We start from the raw sequence: 19,105 nt of genomic DNA, 5'->3' as shown, positions 1-19,105 counted from the left end.
CTGAGCGAGAAGGTGTCGAGCCAATCCTTCGAAACGTCGACACCGATGAAATCCTGTGGCAAAGTCATGGAGGCCTGTCCTTGATCTGCGGGGTCGTCTGTTGGCGCAGCGCCCCAGGCAACTGTTCAGGTTTGAACGCGTAAAAGCAGACGAGCCCCAAGCTACCGAACGGGCTCACGCACCCAAGGATGGAACGGGGTCTCGTCTGCAACCTCCATTATCGCAGATCGCGAAGAGACAAGGATGGGCGATGCGCCCATCGTCGGGGTCTCCAGAGGCCGAAACCCCGCCGAGGAACGCCGTGCAAACTGGCGCACCTCGGCCGGCCGGATCAAAAGACGTGGAAGACGTACAGCAGGATGATAACGACGAGCGGAACCCCGAGCAGATAGGCGACGATGCCTTTCATGATGATCTCCTTTGTTGCTGGAAACTCAACGCAGGAGGATGGGAACGGTTCCGTGATCGGGCGGTGCAGAGGCCGCGCGTCTAATGCTAGTCAAAAAGTGCGATGGACTGCGCTCCCTCGATGATGAGGCCCCCGCCCTTCACGGTCTCGACATTATAGAATCTGCCGTCCTCATGGCCCGCGAGAATTCCTGCCATCCATTCCTTCGCCCTTTTCGGCAGCGGCTCGGGCCTCGGGCCACCAAATAGATCCGAGACCTGAGTTTTCGAAAGCTCGGTCACTTCCCCGGCCATGGTAAAGGTCCCGGCGCATTGATGCGTTTTCCTGTTCACGGCAATGAATTCACAGGACTTGCTTTCAATATCCTCGCATTGCGCATCGCTTCCATAAAGATCGTGGTAATCGAGATGCAAGACGAAAAGGGGGTGATCCATTTTCTTCAAATCCGAACAAACCACCTCTGCCTTCCGCACTTCGCCCTCATCAACAATCGCGCCCTCTACCACGCCGTTAAAAGAATCGAGGTAGTCCACTGAAGAGGTGCCCTGTGTCTTGTTATCTTTCAAAGTCTGATCAAAGGGAGGCGGCGTAGGCTCGCACGAGGCAAACAGAAGAGACGTGGAGAGGAGGAGCAGGCAGAGGGCAGCTCGCTTGATCTCTTCCATCGATGGGTTTGCCTCGCGGGATGACTTCGGTACGATAGAAGCCTTCCCCATCCCCAAATGCAACGGGCCACGTCACTTCCCTGACGTGGCCCATCTTCATGTCGCAAACTTCGGTTGCAGCGTCCGACCGTCCGAAGATTCGGACGCGGTTTCAGACTCAGCGCGTGAACTTCTTGTACTTCACCCGGGTCGGCTCGATCGAATCCGGGCCCAGACGGCGGACCTTGTCTTCCTCGTAGGCTTCGAAGTTCCCCTCGAACCATTCGACATGCGCGTCGCCCTCAAACGCCAGGATGTGCGTGCAGAGGCGGTCGAGGAAGAAGCGGTCGTGGCTGATGATCACGGCGCAGCCGGCGAAGTCTTCGATGGCGGCTTCCAGCGCCTGCAGGGTTTCCACGTCCAGATCGTTGGTCGGTTCGTCGAGGAGCAACACGTTGCCGCCCGATTTCAGCAGCTTGGCCATGTGGACGCGGTTGCGCTCCCCGCCCGACAGGCTGCCCACCTTCTTCTGCTGATCGGTGCCCTTGAAGTTGAAGGCGCCGCAATAGGCGCGGGAGTTCATGTCGAAATCACCGAGCTTGATGATCTCGGCCCCGCCAGAGACCTCTTCCCACACCGTCTTGTTCGGGTCCAAAGCATCGCGGCTCTGGTCGACGTAAGACAGCTGCACCGTGGTGCCGAGGGTGACCTTGCCCTCGTCCGGGGTTTCCTGACCGGTGATCATCCGGAACAGGGTGGATTTGCCGGCGCCGTTCGGGCCGATGACGCCGACGATGGCGCCCGGCGGCACGGTGAAGGACAGGTTCTCGATCAAGAGGCGATCGCCCATGTGCTTCTTCAGACCCTCGACCTCGATCACCTTGCCGCCGAGGCGTTCGCCGTTCGGGATGATGATCTGGGCCGACGTGGCGCGTTCGCGGACGGTCTGGGTCGCCATCTCGTTATACTTCGAGATACGGGCCTTCTGCTTGGCCTGCCGGGCGCGGGCGCCGGCGCGGATCCATTCCAGTTCCTTTTCCATCGCCTTCTGCTTGGACTTGTCCTCGCGCGCCTCTTGGGCGGCGCGCTTGGCCTTCTGGTCCAGCCAGGCGGTGTAATTGCCCTCGTAGGGAATGCCGCGGCCGCGGTCGAGTTCGAGAATCCAGCCGGTGATGTCGTCAAGGAAGTAACGGTCGTGGGTGACGACCAGGATGGTGCCCTTGTAGTCGATCAGGTGCTGCTGCAGCCAGGCGATGCTCTCGGCATCAAGGTGGTTGGTCGGTTCGTCAAGCAGCAGCATGTCGGGCGCATCGAGTAGCAGCTGGCACAGCGCCACCCGGCGGCGTTCGCCACCCGAAAGGGTTTCGACATCGGCATCATCGGGCGGGCAGCGCAGGGCCTCCATCGCCACGTCGATCTGGCTGTCGAGGTCCCAGAGGTTCTCGGCATCGATCTCGTCCTGCAGGCGCGACATCTCGTCCGCGGTCTCGTCGGTGTAGTTCATCGCCAGTTCGTTGTAGCGGTCGAGCTTGGCGACCTTGGCGGCACAGCCGAGCTTGACGTTGTCGCGCACGTTCAGCTTGGGGTCGAGGACCGGCTCCTGCGCGAGGTAGCCGACGCGGGCACCCTTGGCAGCCCAGGCGTCACCGCTGAAATCGGTGTCGATCCCGGCCATGATCCGCAGGAGGGTGGACTTCCCCGAACCGTTGACGCCGACCACACCGATCTTCACCCCGGGCAGGAAGTTCAGCTTGATATTCTCGAAGCACTTCTTGCCACCCGGATAGGTCTTGGAGACGTTGTCCATGTGGTAGACGTATTGATAGCTGGCCATGTGCACTCTCCATCCGGGGGTTGGCGCGTATGTAGCGACTAGACACCCGGGCTGCAACGGTCACAGCGTCTTTGCGAACCAATGCGTGGAGGGAAAGGGCGAATAGGGGGCGGTCTCGGTCCAGCCGTCGGCGCGGTAGAGGGCGATCGCCTCGGGCAGGGCGGCGTTGGTGTCGAGTTTCAGGCGTTTGTAGCCGAGCGTCCGCGCCTCGGCCTCGATGGCGCGCATCAGGCGGCGGGCGAGGCCCTGGCCGCGGGCATCGGGGGAAACCCAAAGCCGCTTGACCTCGCCCGTCTCGGCATCGAGCCGGCGGAGCGAGACGCAGCCGATCGGCAGGTCATCGCTCCAGGCGATCAGGAAGGTGCCGTGGGGCGCGCGGTAGGTCTCGGCATGGGGGTCGGGCAGCGGAAAAAGCGCCGGGGTGACGCCCTCGATCTTGTCGCAAAGGATCTGGAAATAAAGCGTCAGGCAGGCGATGGCGGCCGGGTCGTCGGGATCGGCGGCGCGGATCTCGGTCTGGGACTGGTTCAGCACGGTGGCGATCAGGTCCATCGCGGCCAGAAGCGCCTCGGTCTGATGCGGGGCCCGGGCGAGGGTCTGGCGGGCGCGGGCGATGTTGAGCGCGTCATAAGCCGCAATCTCGGCCTCGCCCTTCGGCGTCAGAAGGGCGATGCGGCGGCGGCGGTCGGCGGGGTCGGTGGCGACGGTGATCAGCCCCTCCCGCTCCAGCCCGCGCAGGATGCGGCTGGTCAGACCGGAATCAAGCTCCAGCGTGGCGCGGATATCGGCCACATCGGTGCCCTCCCGCGTGGCCCGGTGCAGGACGCGGGCAACGCCCAGCGGCCGGCCCCGCCCGAGATAGGAACTGTCGAGCGCGCCAACCTCGCGCGTGACGGCACGGTTGAAGCGGCGGAGGCGGGCGATGGGGTCCATGATATCAGACTCAGGTCAGCTATTTTGCCTGACAATAGTCTGACATATTGCGCCGTCAAGCCGGTTTTGCGCCTTGACCCCGCGAAGGCCGCCCCCGAAACATGGGCCAAAGCACGGGGAGCGGCGCAGGAATGGTTCAGGGCTTTCCGCCAGCCTACAAGGGCATGGTCGTGGGGCTGCTTGGCGGGTCTTTCGACCCCGCCCATGACGGCCATGTCCACCTGACGCGCGAGGCGATCCGGCGGATCGGGCTGGACCGGGTCTGGTGGCTGGTCACCCCGGGCAACCCGCTGAAATCGCGGCAGCCCGCGCCGATGGCGGACCGGGTCGCGCGGGCGCGCGCGATGCTGGGCGATGACCCGCGCGTCGTGGTCTGCGATCTGGAAAGCCGGCTCGGCACCCGGGCCACCGTCGACACCCTGCGCAAATTGCAGGCGATCTATCCCGGCGTGCGCTTTGTCTGGATCATGGGGGCCGACAATCTGATCCAATTTCACCGCTGGAGTCGCTGGCGGGAGATCCTTGCCCGGGTTCCTGTGGCAGTCATGGCACGTCCGGGGGCCGGGCTCGCCGCGCGACGCTCGGTCGCGGCGCGGGCCTATCGGCAATACGAGGTCGCGCGGGCCGAGGGTCTGGGGGAGAGGCATCCCCCCGCCTGGTGCTTTGTGAACATGCCGCTGAATGGCGCCTCCTCCAGTGCCATAAGGGCGCAGGGGGATTGGCGGGGGCGAAAGGGAAAGTGAATGCTCAACATTGATCCGGCCATCTATGTCAGCCGCGAGGTCTTTCTGACCGAGCGGGACAAGCTTTTCGCCACCTCCTGGCAGCTTCTGGGGCCGGTCTCGAAACTGGCCGAGCGGCGGTCGTATCTGGCGACCGAGATTGCCGGGCTGAAGGTCTTTGCCGTCCGCTCCAACGACGGGCAGCTGCGCGCCTTCCGCAACGTCTGCCGCCACCGCGGCGCCCGCCTGCTGCCCGAGGGCGAGGGCACCTGCGGCCCGATCCGCTGCCCCTATCACCAGTGGCAATTCTCGGATGCGGGCGAGCTTCTGAAAGCGCCCTGGTACGGCGAAGAGCCCGGCTTTGACATGAAGGACTGGCCGCTGGAGCCGATCTCCATCGCCGAATGGCGCGGGCTGGTCTTCGTCGCGATCAAACCCGCCCGCAGCCTTCTGGAGCAGATGGGCGACACGGTGGCCGAACTCGCCGACGAACCGATCGAGACCTATGTCGCGATGCGGACCGAGCGGATGGTCTTTGACGCCAACTGGAAGATCTACACCGACAATTTCGTCGAAGGCCTGCATATCCCCGGCATCCACCCGGCCTTCCACGCCGCCATCGAGTTCGACGATTTTCAGACCACCGCCCATGACGGCCTTGTGCGGATGACCGCGCCACCGAAGAACGGGCTCTGGTATCGCGGCAAATGGCTCTGGATGTGGCCGAACTGGACGCTCTCGCTCTTCTCGGGCGGGATGAACACCAGCCGGATCAATCCCCTGGACGAAAACCGGACCGAGCTGATCTACAACTTCTACTTCGCCGACACGTCCGAGGCCCATGCCGAGGAGCGCGCCCGCACCATCCACGGCACGCTCGGCGTGGTGCAGGAGGATTTCGAGGTCTGTGTCGAGACCCAGAAGAACTATGCCAGCGGCGCCTATACCCCCGGTCCGCTCTCGCCCCGGCACGAACAGGGCGTGGCCTATTTCCAGCAGAAAGTTGCCGATGTGCTGGGAATGGCCGCACCGGGCGGCGCGTGACGCGGTTGCCCGTCAGGGGGCGAAGGTTGTAACTGGGCCGCAATGCGGCGGTTTCGTAAGGACATGCGATGGCTTTGAACGACTGGACACGGCGCGGGATGCTGGGAGGCCTCGCCTCGACCCTGGCGCTGCCCGCGCTGGCCAAGACGCAAAAGCCGCAAGCCCGGCCCGCCGCGGCCCCCTCGCCCACCGCAGGCCGCCCCGAGGATCTGGTCACCGCCGCCAAACTGACCGGCGTCACCGGCTTTTGCGTGGCCGAGGTGGCGACGGGCCGCATCCTCGAAAGCTTTCACCCCGATGTCAGCGTGCCGCCCGCCAGCGTGGCCAAGACCATCACCTCGCTTTACGCGCTGGAACGGCTCGGCGCTGACCATGCCTTTGCGACCCGGGTTCTGGCCAATGGCACGGTCAGCGGCGGCAAGCTGACCGGCGATCTGATCCTGGCCGGCGGCGGCGATCCGACGCTCGACACCGACAAGCTGGGCGACATGGCGGCGGCGCTGGCGCATCTGGGGCTGAAACAGGTGACCGGGCGCTTTCTGGTCTATGCCGGCGCCCTGCCCACCATCACCCGCATCACCGAGGAACAGCCCGTGCAGGTCGGCTATGACCCCGGCCTCTCCGGCCTGTCGCTAAACTTCAACCGGGTGAATTTCGAATGGACGAAGGGCGGCGCCACCTATCAGATGAACGCGCGCGGCGAGCGTTATCTGCCGGTGGTCCAAGGCATCGACATCGCGCTGGCGGACCGCGGCCTGCCGCTGTTCACCTATTCCGACCGTGCCACCCAGGGGGCCACCGAAAGTTGGACCGTCTCGCGCGCAGCCCTGGCCCAGGCGGGCAGCCGCTGGCTGCCGGTCCGCCATGTCGCCCCCTATGTGGCCGAGGTTTTCGCCACGCTCTGCGCCGCCCAGGGCATCGCCCTGCCGCGGGGGGAACTGATCCCCGCCCTGCCCGATGGCGCCCAGACCCTGCTGACCTGGCCCTCTGCCCGGCTGACCGACATCCTGCGCGACATGCTGAAATTCTCGACCAACATCACGGCCGAGACGATGGGCCTTGCCGCCTCGGGCGCGGGCGACCTGCCCGGCTCTTCGGCCATGATGCAGGCCTGGGCGCAGGCCAACCTCGGGCTTTCGGCGCGATTCGTCGACCATTCCGGGCTGGGGGCCGCGTCCCGCGTCACCCCGGAAGGCATGATGCAGGCGATCATGACCGGGGAAAGGCGCCCCTCGGGCAAGCCCTTGCGGGCCATCCTGCGCGAGATCGGGATCAAGGGCCCCGATGGCAAGCCGGTCAAAGGCGGTGCGACACGGGTCTTTGCCAAAAGCGGCACGCTGAACTTCGTCTCGGGCCTCGTCGGCTTCATCGAGCCGCCTTCGGGCCGCGACCTCTGTTTTGCGATCTTCTCCGCCGACACGGCCCGGCGCGAGGCGGTGCCGGTGGCCGAACGCGAACAGCCGCCGGGCGAGAAGGCCTGGGTCGGCCGCGCCCGGGGCCTGCAGGGCAATCTGATCAGCCGCTGGGCCGCAATGGTCTGAGGGCTCAGACCCGCAGATGCGGTCTGAGGGCTCAGACCCGCAGATGCCGCACCCTGGCGCCCCATTCGATGGCGGCGGCATGCAGGCGGTCGATCGAAAGCTCCTCGCGCACCTCCTCCAGCATCCGCAGCTCCACCTCGTGCAGCGTGCCATCGGCCGAGGCGACATCGCAGGCCAGCGCATAGGCCGTCTCGTTCAACCGCTCCGGCAAGGCGTCGCGGATCAGGCCGAACAGGGCCGCCAGCCCGTCCTCCTCCTCGAAGAGGTCGAAGACCGTCTGCGCCACCACCCTGATCCGGTCGTTGTCATAGCCCGCAAAGACCGGAAGATGGTTCACGATGCGCTGGATCGCCACCAGTTCGGTCGTCCGCATGTTCTCATCCGAGGCGGAAACGGCGATCATCACGGCGATCAGCGCATCAGGCGCCGAGAGCGAGGCGGGAGGGGCATCTTGCATCAGTCTTCCTTTCACGGTTGCCCTGACAATATTGACGCCAGACCGGGGCGGCAATAGAGGACGGGGGTTCGGGCGGCATGGATCCGCCCCGGCGGCATGGGGCCGCCCATGTGGCATGGGGCCACGAACTGGAGGATGCACCGATGAGCGCCTTGCGTGACGCCGCGATGAAGTCGAAAGCCTGGCCCTTCGAAGAGGCCCGCGCTTTGCTGAAACGCTACGAGCGCAAAGCGCCGGAAAAGGGCTATGTCCTGTTCGAGACCGGCTATGGCCCCTCGGGCCTGCCCCATATCGGCACTTTCGGCGAAGTGGCCCGCACCACGATGATCCGCCGCGCCTTCGAGGTGATCTCGGATATTCCGACCCGTCTCATCTGCTTCTCGGATGACGTGGACGGCATGCGCAAGGTGCCGGAAAACGTGCCGAACCAGGACATGCTGCGCCAGCACATGCAGCAGCCGCTGACCACCGTGCCCGATCCTTACGGCGAATACGACAGCTTCGGCGCCCATAACAACGCGATGCTGCGGCGCTTTCTGGACACCTTCGGCTTCCAGTACGAATTCATCTCGGCGACCGAGTTCTACAAATCCGGCAAGTTCGACGACACGCTCAGGATGTGCGCCGAGCGCTATGATGCGATCATGGCGATCATGCTCGCCTCCCTGCGTGAGGAGCGTCAGCAGACCTACTCCGCCTTCCTGCCGATCCATCCCGAAACCAAGCGCGTCCTCTACGTCCCGATGAAAGAGGTGAACGCCAAGGACGGCACCATCACCTTCGACGACGAGGATGGCCGCGAATGGACCCTGCCCGTCACCGGCGGCCACGTGAAGCTGCAATGGAAGCCCGACTTCGGCGCCCGCTGGGCGGCGCTGGGGGTGGATTTCGAGATGTATGGCAAGGACCATTCCACCAATACCCCGATCTATGACGGCATCTGCGAGGCTCTGGGCGGTCGCAAGCCCAACCACATGACCTACGAGCTCTTCCTCGATGAACAGGGCCAGAAGATCTCGAAATCCAAGGGCAATGGCCTGACCATCGACGAATGGCTGACCTATGCCGCGACCGAGAGCCTGTCCTATTTCATGTACCAGAAGCCGAAGACGGCCAAGCGGATGTGGTGGGATGTGATCCCGAAGGCGGTGGACGAATACCACCAGCAGCTGAAGGCCTATCCGACCCAGGACATCGACCAGCAAGTCAACAACCCGGTCTGGCATATCCACGGCGGCCAGGTGCCGCAAAGCCAGATGGTGGTCTCCTTCGCGATGCTGTTGAACCTCGCCTCGGTGGCAGGGGCCAAGGATGCGGCGGGCCTCTGGGGCTTCATCAACAAATATGCGCCCGACGCGAGCCCGGAAAAGAACCCCGACCTCGACGCCGCCGCAGGCTTCGCGCTGCGCTACTTCAACGACAAGATCGCGCCCAGCCGCACCTACCGCCTGCCCTCCGACAAGGAACGCGCAGCCATCCTCGACCTGCGCGCCCGCCTCGTCGCCTGGGACGGCCCGGCCGATGACGAAAGCCTGCAGACCATCTGCTATGCCGTGGGCAAGGACCACGCCTTCGACCCGCTCCGCGACTGGTTCAAGGCGCTTTACGAGGTGCTGATGGGCGCCTCCGAAGGCCCGCGCTTCGGCGGCTTCATCGCCCTTTACGGCGTTCCCGAAACCATCGGCCTGATCGACCGGGCACTCGCCGGCGACCTCGCCGCCTGACCGCTTTCATCGGTCCCTAAATATCCCCCGGGGGGTCTGGGGGGGCGGGAGCCCCCCCAGCCGGGTCCGCCGAGCGCCCCCCGGCGCACGGCAAAGCTTGCGCCGAAAATATTGCGCATCCGCTGAAACCATTCCGACAAACCGCGCGTATCATCTCCATGGTCACCGCCGGAGGTTCGGATGCTGCGCGCCCTTCTCATCTGCCTGACACTGCTCGGAACCACCGCCCGCTCCCAGGCGCAGACCGAAGCCCCGCAGCCCCAGATCGAGGCCACGATCGAGGCCCAGATCGAGGCGATGCGCGCCGATGACTGGGACCGCGCCTTCACCTATGCCTCTCCCACGATCCACCAGATGTTCGGCACGGCGCAAAGCTTCAGCCAGATGGTCCAGACCGGTTATCCGATGGTCTGGCATCCGGCCGAGGTGCAGATGATGGACCTGCGCATGATCGGCGGCGCGCTCTGGCAGCGGGTGCGGATCACCGATCAGCAGGGCCAGGCCTATCTTGTTGATTATCAGATGGTTAAAGGCCCAGACGGCTGGCTGATCAACGCCGTGCAGCTGCAAAAGGCCAATGACATCGGCGCATGATCCTTGCTTTTTGGCGGGAATCTGTCTCAGATCTGCGACAGGTTGGATTCTGGTCAATCGACAGCTCAAATTCCTTCGGGCAAGAATAGTTCCCTGACGGCCCGGGATTTGAAACGGAATGCTTCCGCGAGAGGGGGCCGGATATAGGCAGACTGTAACCGGGAGGGGTTTCATGAAGCTAGCCGAGGAACGGCATATTGCCGCAGACCCTGCGACGGTCTGGGCTGCGGTCTTGGACGCAGAAGTGCTCAAGCAATGTGTACCGGGCTGTGAAAGCCTGACGGGCAACCCGACCGACGGGTTCGAGGCCGTGGTGGTGCAGAAGGTCGGCCCGGTCAAGGCACGCTTCACCGGCGTGGTCACCCTGTCCGACATCGTCGAAGGCAAAAGCCTGCGCATCACCGGCGAGGGCAAGGGCGGCGTGGCCGGCTTTGCCAAGGGCGGCGCCTATGTGACGATGGAGCCCGAGGGCTCTGGCACCAAGCTGACCTATGACGTGGATGCCTCGGTGGGCGGCAAGATCGCCCAACTCGGCAGCCGCATCATCGACGGCTTTGCCAAGAACCTTGCCGAAGAGTTCTTCAACCGCTTCCAGAACGCGATCGAGGCCCCCGCAGAAGAGGCCGCAGAGGATGCTGCCCCGCCCCCGACAGCCGAGGGCGATGGCACGCAAAGCGCACCGAAAAAAGGCTGGTTCCGCCGCCTCGTCGGCTGAACCTCACGACATTCCAGGGAGGAATCTATGACAAAAGTGACGATGACCGTGAACGGCAAGTCCGTCTCGGCCGAGACGGAGGGGCGCACCCTGCTGTCCGGTTTCCTGCGCGAAGGCCTCGGCCTGACCGGCACCCATATCGGCTGCGACACCTCGCAATGCGGCGCCTGCGTCGTCCATGTCGACGGCGTGGCGGTGAAAAGCTGCTCGGTCTTTGCGCAAGACGTGGCGGGCGCCAATGTCACCACGATCGAAGGCATGGCCAATCCGGATGGCTCGCTCAACGTGCTGCAGCAGGCCTTCCAGGACCACCACGGGCTGCAGTGCGGCTTTTGCACCGCCGGCATGGTGATGTCCTCGGCCGCACTTCTGGCCACCAATCCCAAGCCCTCGGAAGCCGAGGTCCGCCACCACCTGGAAGGCAATATCTGCCGCTGCACCGGGTACCACAACATCGTCAAGGCCGTGATGTCCGCCTCCGGGCAAGATGTCACCGCCGTTGCAGCCGAATAAGGGGGGACGGATATGGCAAAGGATCACGGGATCGGCGCTGAGGTCAAACGGCGCGAAGACATCCGCTTTCTGACCGGGGCGGGAAATTACACGCATGATGTGAACGTGCATGGCCAGGCCTATGCGGTCTTCGTCCGCTCCAACACGGCCCATGCGCGGATCAAGTCGGTCGGCGTTGCCGCAGCCGAGGGCATGCCCGGCGTGCTGGCCGTCTTCACCGGCGAGGATTTCAAGGACGTCGGCGGCAACCCCGCCGGCTGGCTGATCAAGTCGCGCAATGGCGAGCCGATGCGCGAACCCAAGCGCCCGGTTCTGGCGCATGGCAAGGTCCGCCACGTCGGCGACGCCTATGCCGCCGTCATCGCCGAGACCTACATGCAGGCCAAGGACGCGGCCCAGGCCCTCGCCGACGCTTCGGAGTTCGAGGAACTGCCGGCGATCGTCGACATGGCTGCCGCCCTGGCCGACAGCTCCAACCGCGTCCATGACGAGATCCCCGACAACGAATGCTTCGACTGGGGCTGGATCGAGGACAACCGCGCCAAGGTGGACGAGGCGATCAAGAACGCGCCGCATGTCACCACGCTGGAGCTGATCAACAACCGCCTGATCCCCAACGCAATGGAGCCGCGCGCCTCGATCGGCGAATACAACGCCGGCACCGGCGATTACAAGCTGACCACCACCAGCCAGAACCCCCACCTGACCCGGCTTCTGGTCGCGGCCTTCGTGATGGGCATTCCGGAGAACAAGCTGCAGGTCGTGGCCCCCGACGTGGGCGGCGGCTTCGGGTCGAAGATCTATCACTACGGCGAAGAGGCACTGGTTCTGGCCGCCGCCAAGAAGCTGAAAAAGCCGGTGAAATGGGTCGCCGAACGGTCCGAAAGCTTCCTGTCGGATGCGCATGGCCGTGACCATGTGACCAAGATCGAACTGGCCTGCGAAAAGGACGGCACTTTCATCGCCTTCCGCACCGAGACCATGGCCAATGTCGGCGCTTACCTGTCGAACTTCTCGACCGCGACGCCGACCTTCCTGCATGGCACGCTGATGGCCGGGCCCTACAAGGTGCCCAATGTCTATGTGAACGTGAAGACCGTCTTCACCAACACCGCCCCGGTCGACGCCTATCGCGGCGCCGGTCGCCCCGAGGCGACCTACAGCCTAGAGCGCGTGATCGACGTGATGTGCCGCGAGCTGGGGCTTGACCCCTACGAGGTGCGCCGCAAGAACTTCATCACCACCGACATGTTCCCCTATACCACCCCGGTCGGCCTGCCCTATGACGTGGGCAATTACCACGCCACCCTGGACAAGGCGATCGAGCTGGCCGATGTGGCGGGCTTCGAGAAACGCCGCGCCGCCTCTGCCGCCAAGGGCAAGCTGCGGGGCATCGGGCTTTCCACCTGGATCGAGGCCTGCGGCATCGCGCCCTCGCATCTGGTGGGCATCCTCGGTTCCCGCGTCGGCCTTTATGACGCGGCGACGGTGCGGGTGAATCCCACGGGCAATGTCTCGGTCATGGTCGGCGCGCATAGCCACGGCCAAAGCCACGAGACGGTCTTCGCGCAGATCGTGGGGGCGATGTTCGGCATCCCGGAATCCTCGGTTGACATCGTCCATGGCGATACGTCGAAGATCCCGTTCGGGATGGGCTCCTACGGTTCGCGCAGCCTTGCTGTTTGCGGTCAGGCGATGGCCAATGCCTGCGACAAGGTGATCGCCAAGGGCAAGAAGATCGCGGCCCATATGCTGGAGGCCGCCGAGGCCGATATCGTCTTCTCGGACGGCAAGTTCGCGGTTTCGGGCACCAACCGGTCCAAGACCTTCGGCGAGATCGCCTTCTCGGCCTATGTGCCGCACAACTACCCGTTGGCGACGCTGGAACCGGGGCTGGAGGAGACGGCCTTCTATGACCCGGCCAACTTCACCTATCCGGCCGGCGCCTATCTGTGCGAGGTCGAGGTGGACGAGGGCACCGGCAAGGTCGACGTCATGTCCTTCACCTGCGCCGATGACTTCGGCAATGTGATGAACCCGATGGTGGTGCGCGGCCAGGTGCATGGCGGTGTCGTGCAAGGCATCGGCCAGGCCCTGCTGGAGCATGGGGTTTACGACGAGAACGGTCAGCTTCTGTCGGGCAGCTACATGGATTACACCATGCCGCGCGCCGATGATGCGCCCTTCATCACCGTGGACCACTCTTGCGTCACACCCTGCAGCCACAACGCCCTGGGCGTGAAGGGCTGTGGCGAGGCCGGGGCCATCGGCTCGCCGCCCGCCGTGGTCAACGCGGTGATCGATGCGCTGGCCCGCGCCGGCAAACCGGTGCGCCATATCGACATGCCCCTGACGCCGTCGCGCGTCTGGTCGGCAATGAACGCCTGAGGGAGGGAAAGATGCATAACTTTGAGTTCGTGAAGCCTTCCAGCGTGGCCGAAGCGGTCAAGGCCCTGTCCACCGAGGGGGCGCAGGCCCTGTCGGGCGGGCAGACCCTGACGCCGACGATGAAGCAGCGCCTGGCAACGCCGGAGATCCTCGTCTCGCTGACCGGGATCGCCGAGATGAAGGGCGTCAAGCAGAACGGCAATCTGCTGTGGATCGGGGCGGCAACGCCCCATGCCGTGGTGGCACGCGAGGCCGCGGCGATCTTCCCGGCGGTGGCCAAGCTGGCCGGCGGCATCGGTGATCCGGCGGTGCGCAACCGCGGCACCATCGGCGGCTCGATCGCCAACAACGATCCTGCGGCCTGCTATCCTTCGGCCGTTCTTGGATCGGGGGCAACTGTCATCACCAACAAACGGCGGATCGCGGCGGATGACTACTTCACCGGCATGTTCTCCACCGCGCTCGACGAGGGCGAGATCGTGACGGCGGTGGAATTCCCGATCCCGAAGCGCGGCGCCTATGCCAAGTTCGACCAGCCGGCGAGCCGCTTTGCCCTGACCGGGGCTTTCGTCACCCAAGCCGCCGATGGGTCGGTGCGGGTGGCGATCACCGGCGCCTCGAACAACGGCGTCTTCCGCTGGACCGAGGCGGAAGCGGCGCTGAAGGCCAACTACTCCGCCGCGGCTTTGGCGGGGCTGACGGTGGATGCGACGGACATGATCAGCGACCTGCACGGCTCGGCCGCCTATCGGGCCAATCTGGTCAAGGTGATGACCGGGCGGGCAGTTTCTGCCTCGTGACCGACGGCAAGCAGGGGGGTTCACACCCCCTGCACCCAAGACAGAAGCAGGGGGTTTCACACCCCCTGCACCCCCGTGGGATATTTATGGACCAATGAAGGGGGTCAGAGGGTTTTGGTGTAGGTGATCGAGGTCGGCGCGGTGAAGCCTGCGTGGCGGGTGCGGCCGGTTTCGATGAAGCCGAGGCGCTGGAAGGTGGCGTGGTTTTCGGTGAGTTCGACCCGGGTTTGCAGGGTCAGGGCGGGGAGGTTCAGCGCGCGGGCGCGGGCCTCGGCCCAGGTGACGAGGGCGCGGCCAAGGCCCCTGCCCTGCAGCGCGGGATCGACCGCGAGTTTCCCCAGATACAGGCTTTGCGGCTTGGGCGTCAGGATCATGCAGGCCTGCGGCGGGGCGCCTATCACCCAGATCTCGGAGGTGAGGGCGGTCGCGGCGAGGCTTTCCGGCGTCAGGTCGCGGGCCGAGGAAGGCGGGTCGATCCGCCCCTCCATCCCGGCGAAGGCGCGCAGGATCAGGGCCCGCAGCGCCACCCAGTCATAGGGCGCCTCAGCGCGGCAGATCGTCGGCAAGATGCACCCAGGGCAGGCTTTCATGCGCGTGGTAATGGCGCTTGGGGGTGAAGAGCGAGGGGTCGTTCAGGCTGGCGGCGTAGAAATGCGTCTCGCCGGGAAAGCGGGTGGCGCGGTAGGTCATCGGGCTGCCGCAGCGGCCGCAGAACTCGCGCCAGACGCCGGGGCTGGACTGGTAGGTCACCGGGATCTCGTCGGTCCAGCGCCAATGGCCATCCGCCATCCCGAAGAACGAGGCAAAGCCGGAGGAGGTCGCCCGCCGGCAGCTTTCGCAATGGCAATGGCCCTGCCAGAGGGGCTGGGCATCGCATTCAAAGCGCACCGCGCCGCAAAGACAGCGCCCGCCGAAGGGAAGGGTGAATTCGGTCATGGCGGCAGATTGCTGCTGTGCAGCAGGCGGGTCAAGTCACAAGATCTTGGGGATAAGACCCAAGGCTCGGACAGGGGCGGCGTGGCCCGGTTGACTTGGGCGCCCATGGGCGTGACATTCGCGGGAATCGAAAGGACCACTCTTGCGCCTGACCCGGCTGCGCCTCAACGGCTTCAAAAGCTTTGTCGATCCCACCGATCTGATGATCATGGAGGGGCTGACCGGTGTTGTCGGCCCGAATGGCTGCGGCAAGTCGAACCTGTTGGAGGCGCTGCGCTGGGTGATGGGCGAAAACCGCGCCTCGGCGATGCGGGGCGGCGGGATGGAGGACGTGATCTTCAACGGCTCGGGCGGGCGGGGCGCGCGGCACTTTGCCGAGGTGTCGCTGGTCATCGACAATTCCGACCGGCTCGCCCCCTCGGGCTTCAACGATTCGGACACGATCGAGGTGGTGCGCCGGATCACGCGGGATGCCGGGTCGGCCTACAAGGCCAATGCCAAGGATGTCCGCGCCCGCGATGTGCAGATGCTGTTTGCCGATGCCTCGACAGGCTCGCATTCGCCCGCGCTGGTGCGACAGGGCCAGATCACCGAGCTGATCAATGCCAAGCCCAAGGCGCGGCGGCGGATTCTGGAGGAGGCAGCGGGGATCTCCGGCCTCTACCAGCGCCGGCACGAGGCGGAGCTGCGGCTTTCGGCGGCCGAGCAGAACCTGCTGCGCGTCGATGACGTGCTGGAGGGGCTGGCGCAGCAGCTGTCCACCCTGACCCGGCAGGCCCGGCAGGCGGCGCGGTATCGCGAGATCGGGGTCGAGCTGCGCCGGGCCGAGGGGATGCTGCTGTTCCGCCGCTGGCGCGAGGCGGAAGTGGCGCGCGCCGAGGCGGAGTTCGGCCTGCGCCAGCGCCTGTCGGCGGCGGGTCAGGCTGAACTGGCCGCCCGCGCCGCCGGCAAGGCGCGCGAGGCGGCGGAAGGCGCCCTTCCCGCGCTGCGCGAGGAAGAGGCCGTGGCCGCCGCCATCCTGCAACGCCTGACCCTGCAGCGCGACGCCCTGGGCAACGAGGAGACCCGCGCCAAGGCCCTGATCGAGACGCTGAAATCGCGCCTCTTGCAGATGGGCCGGGACGGCGAGCGCGAACAGGGCCTGAACCGCGATGCCGGCGAGATGATCGAGCGGCTGGAATGGGAGGTCGACCAGCTTCTGCGCGCCTCCGAAGGCCACGAGGACAAGCTGGCCGAGGCCGCAGAGCTTGCCCGCGCCGCCGCGGCCACCTTGGGCACCCGCGAGGGCGACCTGTCGCAGGCGACCGAGGATGCCGCCCGTCTGGCCGCCCGCCACCAATCCGCCGAGCGTCTGGCCGCCGACAACCGCCGGATGCTCGACCGCGCCCTCACCGAAGAGGCCCGCGCCGCGCAGGCCGTGATCGCGGCGGGCGAGACGCTGGAAACCGCCAGGGCGCAGCAGGAGGCCGCCATCGAGGCGCAGGAAGAGGCGCTGGCCATGGCCGAGGCCGCCGAAGAGGCGCTGATTGCCGCCGAAGAGGCCCGTGCCGCCACGCAAAGCCGTGAGGCCGACGCCCGCGCCCTCCGCTCTGCCGCCGAGGGCGAGGCCAATGCCCTGCGGGCCGAGGTTGCGGCCCTCGCCCGGCTGGTGCAGCGCGAGGCGCAGGCGGGGCATCAGGTGCTGGACCAGCTGCAGGTGGAACCCGGCTACGAGGCCGCGCTTGGCGCCGCCATGGCCGACGATCTGCGCGCGCCCGAGGTGACGGGCGAGGCGCGCTCGGGCTGGGTGCAGCTGGACCCCTTCACCCCGGCGCCGGACCTGCCCGAAGGCTGCACGCTGCTGGCGGCCCATGTGATCGCGCCCCAGGTGCTGGCACGGCGTCTGTCGCAGATCGGCCTCGTCGAGGCCGAAACGGGGCCGCGCCTGCAGGCCCTCTTGCGGCCGGGGCAAAGGATCGTCAGCACCGAGGGCGATCTCTGGCGCTGGGACGGGTTTCGCGCGGCCTCCGAAGATGCCCCATCGGCGGCGGCGGCGCAGTTGCGCCAGCTGAACCGGCTGGTGCAGCTGAAACGCGATCTGGAAGAGGTGGCCGCCAAGGCCGAAGGCGCGGCGCAGGCGCATGACAGGCTCCACGCCCGGCTGAGCGAGCTGTCGCGCGCCGATCAGATGGCGCGCGATGCCCGCCGGGCCGCCGACCAGAGGGTGACCGAGGCCAACCGCGCCGCTTCGCGCGCGGAAGGCGAAAGGTCAATCGCAGAGGGGCGGCTGGAACAGGCCGAGGCCGCCGTGGCGCGCTATGGCGACGAGGCGGCCGCGGCCCGAGAAAGGCTGGAGGAGGCCGAGGCCGGTCTGGAAGAACTTGGCGATCTGGATGCCGCCCGCGCCCTGGTCGATGAGATGCGGCTCGCCGTCGAAGGCGCCCGCATCGCGATGATGACCCGCCGCGCCGGGCATGACGAATTGCGTCGCGAGGGCGAGGCCCGGATCAAGCGCCGGCAGGAGGCCGTCAAGGAGCTTTCCGGCTGGAAGCACCGGCTGGAAACCGCGGGCAAGCGGATGGCCGAACTGACCGAACGGCGCAGCGAGACGGAAGAGGAACTGGCAGAGGCGCTGGAACTGCCCGAAGAGCTTGCCGCCAAGCGCGAAGACCTGTCGGAGGCGATGGCGGCGGCCGAGGCGCGGCGCCAGGCCGGGGCCGATGCCCTGGCCGCCGGCGAGGCCGCGCTGCGCCAGGCCCAGGCCGCCGAGCGCGAGGCCGAGCGTCTGGCCGGCGAGGCGCGCGAAGCCAGGGCGCGGGCCGAGGCGCGGCTCGAGGCCGCGCGGGAGGCCGCCAGCCTCGCTGCCGGGCGGATCGAGGAAGAGGCCGGGGCAACGCCAGACCAGCTTCTCGCCACGCTGCAGACCGACCCCGACCGGATGCCCGATGCCGAGGCGCTGGAGGCCGATGTCGGACGGCTGAAGCGCCAGAGGGAGGCCCTGGGCGCCGTCAACCTGCGCGCCGAGGAGGATGCCAAGACCGTCGCGGGCGAGCATGACGCGCTGGCGGCCGAGAAGATCGACCTCGAAGAGGCGATCAAGAAACTGCGCGCCGGGATCGCCGGGCTGAACCGCGAGGGGCGCGAAAGGCTGCTGACCGCCTTCGAACAGGTCAACGCCAATTTCGCCACCCTCTTCACCCATCTTTTCGGCGGCGGCGAGGCGCGGCTGGTCATGGTGGAAAGCGACGACCCCTTGGAAGCCGGGCTGGAGATCATGTGCCAGCCGCCGGGCAAGCGGCTCTCGACCCTGTCGCTGCTGTCAGGGGGCGAACAGACCCTGACGGCGCTGGCGCTGATCTTCGGCGTCTTCCTTGCCAATCCTGCGCCAATCTGCGTGCTGGATGAGGTGGACGCGCCCTTGGACGACGCCAATGTCACCCGCTTCTGCGACCTGATGGACGAGATGCGCCGCCGGACCGAGACGCGCTTCCTCGTCATCACCCACCACGCCGTGACGATGAGCCGGATGGACCGCCTCTTCGGCGTGACCATGGCCGAACAGGGCGTGAGCCAGCTGGTCAGCGTCGATCTGAAACGGGCGGAAGCCCTGGTGGCGTAACGCAGGTTGGTAGCAACTGTCTTTCAGGCTTTGGTTTGGGCGTAGTCTTTGCCTGTTTTGACCATTGCGTTGAGAATTGTCAGGAGTTTTCTTGCGCAGGCGATGATTGCGACCTTTGTCGGTTTTCCGGCAGCGGCGAGTCTTGCTCTGAAGGCCTTGATGTTCGGATCGTGGCGCGAGGCGATGAAGCCGGCCAGGTAGAGGCTGCGTCTGATGGCGGGTCGCCCGCCCCAGATGTGGCGCCTTCCGCGCA

Annotated in this window: 16 protein-coding genes and 1 pseudogene; 10 read left to right on the top strand and 7 right to left on the bottom strand. The window is 66.1% G+C overall.

Features of this window, described 5'->3' with window-relative positions:
* Nucleotides 1–495: 495 nt before the first annotated feature.
* The 3 genes from AC1DZT_RS25085 to AC1DZT_RS25075 all read right to left on the bottom strand — a co-directional run bounded on the left by AC1DZT_RS25085 (nucleotide 496) and on the right by AC1DZT_RS25075 (nucleotide 3,820).
* Nucleotides 496–1,074: a hypothetical protein gene (locus AC1DZT_RS25085; protein ID WP_478009381.1), complete on the bottom strand. Its 579-nt coding sequence runs from the start codon at nucleotides 1,072–1,074 to the stop codon at nucleotides 496–498.
* A 157-nt stretch (nucleotides 1,075–1,231) separates the two neighbouring features.
* A complete protein-coding gene (gene ettA / locus AC1DZT_RS25080) occupies nucleotides 1,232–2,887 on the bottom strand; it encodes an energy-dependent translational throttle protein EttA (protein WP_478009380.1) in 1,656 nt (551 codons plus the stop codon).
* Nucleotides 2,888–2,947: 60 nt separating this feature from the next.
* Nucleotides 2,948–3,820 carry a bifunctional helix-turn-helix transcriptional regulator/GNAT family N-acetyltransferase gene (locus AC1DZT_RS25075; RefSeq protein ID WP_478009379.1) on the bottom strand — a complete coding sequence of 291 codons (873 nt, stop codon included), beginning with the start codon at nucleotides 3,818–3,820 and terminating at the stop codon, nucleotides 2,948–2,950.
* A gap of 131 nt (nucleotides 3,821–3,951) precedes the next feature.
* Between AC1DZT_RS25075 and AC1DZT_RS25070 the strand changes: the two genes are divergently transcribed.
* From AC1DZT_RS25070 to dacB, 3 genes are all read left to right on the top strand, one after another.
* Nucleotides 3,952–4,563 carry a nicotinate-nucleotide adenylyltransferase gene (locus tag AC1DZT_RS25070; RefSeq protein ID WP_478009378.1) on the top strand — a complete coding sequence of 204 codons (612 nt, stop codon included), beginning with the start codon at nucleotides 3,952–3,954 and terminating at the stop codon, nucleotides 4,561–4,563.
* Entirely contained in the window at nucleotides 4,564–5,586 is a 1,023-nt protein-coding gene (locus AC1DZT_RS25065) for an aromatic ring-hydroxylating oxygenase subunit alpha (RefSeq protein ID WP_478009377.1), read from the top strand.
* Between the two features lie 68 nt (nucleotides 5,587–5,654).
* Nucleotides 5,655–7,127 carry a D-alanyl-D-alanine carboxypeptidase/D-alanyl-D-alanine endopeptidase gene (dacB, locus tag AC1DZT_RS25060; protein WP_478009376.1) on the top strand — a complete coding sequence of 491 codons (1,473 nt, stop codon included), beginning with the start codon at nucleotides 5,655–5,657 and terminating at the stop codon, nucleotides 7,125–7,127.
* A gap of 31 nt (nucleotides 7,128–7,158) precedes the next feature.
* Here dacB and AC1DZT_RS25055 read toward each other — a convergent pair whose 3' ends face one another.
* Nucleotides 7,159–7,584, bottom strand: coding sequence for a tellurite resistance TerB family protein (locus AC1DZT_RS25055; protein ID WP_478009375.1), 426 nt, complete (start codon nucleotides 7,582–7,584; stop codon nucleotides 7,159–7,161).
* 143 nt (nucleotides 7,585–7,727) lie between these two features.
* Here AC1DZT_RS25055 and AC1DZT_RS25050 point away from each other — a divergent pair, with 143 nt between their 5' ends.
* The 6 genes from AC1DZT_RS25050 (at nucleotide 7,728) to AC1DZT_RS25025 (ending at nucleotide 14,318) form a co-directional block, all read left to right on the top strand.
* Entirely contained in the window at nucleotides 7,728–9,308 is a 1,581-nt protein-coding gene (locus tag AC1DZT_RS25050; protein ID WP_478009374.1) for a lysine--tRNA ligase, read from the top strand.
* A gap of 180 nt (nucleotides 9,309–9,488) precedes the next feature.
* Nucleotides 9,489–9,902 (top strand): DUF4864 domain-containing protein, encoded by a 414-nt coding sequence (locus AC1DZT_RS25045; RefSeq protein WP_478009373.1) that lies wholly within the window; start codon nucleotides 9,489–9,491, stop codon nucleotides 9,900–9,902.
* 172 nt (nucleotides 9,903–10,074) lie between these two features.
* Entirely contained in the window at nucleotides 10,075–10,617 is a 543-nt protein-coding gene (locus AC1DZT_RS25040; protein ID WP_478009372.1) for a CoxG family protein, read from the top strand.
* Between the two features lie 27 nt (nucleotides 10,618–10,644).
* On the top strand, nucleotides 10,645–11,130 hold the full coding sequence (locus AC1DZT_RS25035; RefSeq protein ID WP_478009371.1) for a (2Fe-2S)-binding protein: 486 nt from the start codon (nucleotides 10,645–10,647) through the stop codon (nucleotides 11,128–11,130).
* A gap of 12 nt (nucleotides 11,131–11,142) precedes the next feature.
* Nucleotides 11,143–13,518, top strand: coding sequence for a xanthine dehydrogenase family protein molybdopterin-binding subunit (locus tag AC1DZT_RS25030; protein ID WP_478009370.1), 2,376 nt, complete (start codon nucleotides 11,143–11,145; stop codon nucleotides 13,516–13,518).
* Nucleotides 13,519–13,529: 11 nt separating this feature from the next.
* Nucleotides 13,530–14,318: an FAD binding domain-containing protein gene (locus AC1DZT_RS25025; RefSeq protein ID WP_478009369.1), complete on the top strand. Its 789-nt coding sequence runs from the start codon at nucleotides 13,530–13,532 to the stop codon at nucleotides 14,316–14,318.
* A gap of 104 nt (nucleotides 14,319–14,422) precedes the next feature.
* Here the strand turns inward: AC1DZT_RS25025 and AC1DZT_RS25020 are convergent, their stop codons facing one another.
* Entirely contained in the window at nucleotides 14,423–14,908 is a 486-nt protein-coding gene (locus AC1DZT_RS25020; protein ID WP_478009368.1) for a GNAT family N-acetyltransferase, read from the bottom strand.
* Nucleotides 14,862–15,254 carry a GFA family protein gene (locus AC1DZT_RS25015; protein ID WP_478009367.1) on the bottom strand — a complete coding sequence of 131 codons (393 nt, stop codon included), beginning with the start codon at nucleotides 15,252–15,254 and terminating at the stop codon, nucleotides 14,862–14,864. The genes AC1DZT_RS25020 and AC1DZT_RS25015 overlap by 47 nt, the downstream gene beginning before the upstream one ends.
* Before the next feature lie 142 nt (nucleotides 15,255–15,396).
* On the opposite strand from AC1DZT_RS25015, the gene smc reads away from it, so the two are divergent.
* Nucleotides 15,397–18,852: a chromosome segregation protein SMC gene (smc, locus tag AC1DZT_RS25010; RefSeq protein WP_478009366.1), complete on the top strand. Its 3,456-nt coding sequence runs from the start codon at nucleotides 15,397–15,399 to the stop codon at nucleotides 18,850–18,852.
* 23 nt (nucleotides 18,853–18,875) lie between these two features.
* Here smc and AC1DZT_RS25005 read toward each other — a convergent pair.
* Nucleotides 18,876–19,105: pseudogene (locus AC1DZT_RS25005) on the bottom strand (IS110-like element ISHne4 family transposase); the annotation flags it as partial.

It is taken from the genome of Rhodobacter sp. P1_C2 (genome assembly GCF_056406375.1).
The sequence above is the reverse complement of the archived record's forward strand: the minus strand, read 5'-3'. Positions and strand labels throughout refer to the sequence as shown.

What these genes read in the sequence shown, in the direction of transcription:
- AC1DZT_RS25065 (WP_478009377.1), top strand. Translation starts at nt 4,564, where the DNA reads ATGCTCAACATTGATCCGGCCATCTATGTCAGCCGCGAGGTCTTTCTG.
- dacB (WP_478009376.1), top strand. Translation starts at nt 5,655, where the DNA reads ATGGCTTTGAACGACTGGACACGGCGCGGGATGCTGGGAGGCCTCGCC.
- AC1DZT_RS25030 (WP_478009370.1), top strand. Translation starts at nt 11,143, where the DNA reads ATGGCAAAGGATCACGGGATCGGCGCTGAGGTCAAACGGCGCGAAGAC.
- AC1DZT_RS25020 (WP_478009368.1), bottom strand. Translation starts at nt 14,908, where the DNA reads ATGAAAGCCTGCCCTGGGTGCATCTTGCCGACGATCTGCCGCGCTGAG.
- AC1DZT_RS25045 (WP_478009373.1), top strand. Translation starts at nt 9,489, where the DNA reads ATGCTGCGCGCCCTTCTCATCTGCCTGACACTGCTCGGAACCACCGCC.
- AC1DZT_RS25035 (WP_478009371.1), top strand. Translation starts at nt 10,645, where the DNA reads ATGACAAAAGTGACGATGACCGTGAACGGCAAGTCCGTCTCGGCCGAG.
- AC1DZT_RS25025 (WP_478009369.1), top strand. Translation starts at nt 13,530, where the DNA reads ATGCATAACTTTGAGTTCGTGAAGCCTTCCAGCGTGGCCGAAGCGGTC.
- AC1DZT_RS25070 (WP_478009378.1), top strand. Translation starts at nt 3,952, where the DNA reads ATGGTTCAGGGCTTTCCGCCAGCCTACAAGGGCATGGTCGTGGGGCTG.
- AC1DZT_RS25040 (WP_478009372.1), top strand. Translation starts at nt 10,075, where the DNA reads ATGAAGCTAGCCGAGGAACGGCATATTGCCGCAGACCCTGCGACGGTC.
- AC1DZT_RS25015 (WP_478009367.1), bottom strand. Translation starts at nt 15,254, where the DNA reads ATGACCGAATTCACCCTTCCCTTCGGCGGGCGCTGTCTTTGCGGCGCG.
- AC1DZT_RS25075 (WP_478009379.1), bottom strand. Translation starts at nt 3,820, where the DNA reads ATGGACCCCATCGCCCGCCTCCGCCGCTTCAACCGTGCCGTCACGCGC.
- AC1DZT_RS25055 (WP_478009375.1), bottom strand. Translation starts at nt 7,584, where the DNA reads ATGCAAGATGCCCCTCCCGCCTCGCTCTCGGCGCCTGATGCGCTGATC.
- AC1DZT_RS25050 (WP_478009374.1), top strand. Translation starts at nt 7,728, where the DNA reads ATGAGCGCCTTGCGTGACGCCGCGATGAAGTCGAAAGCCTGGCCCTTC.
- ettA (WP_478009380.1), bottom strand. Translation starts at nt 2,887, where the DNA reads ATGGCCAGCTATCAATACGTCTACCACATGGACAACGTCTCCAAGACC.
- AC1DZT_RS25085 (WP_478009381.1), bottom strand. Translation starts at nt 1,074, where the DNA reads ATGGAAGAGATCAAGCGAGCTGCCCTCTGCCTGCTCCTCCTCTCCACG.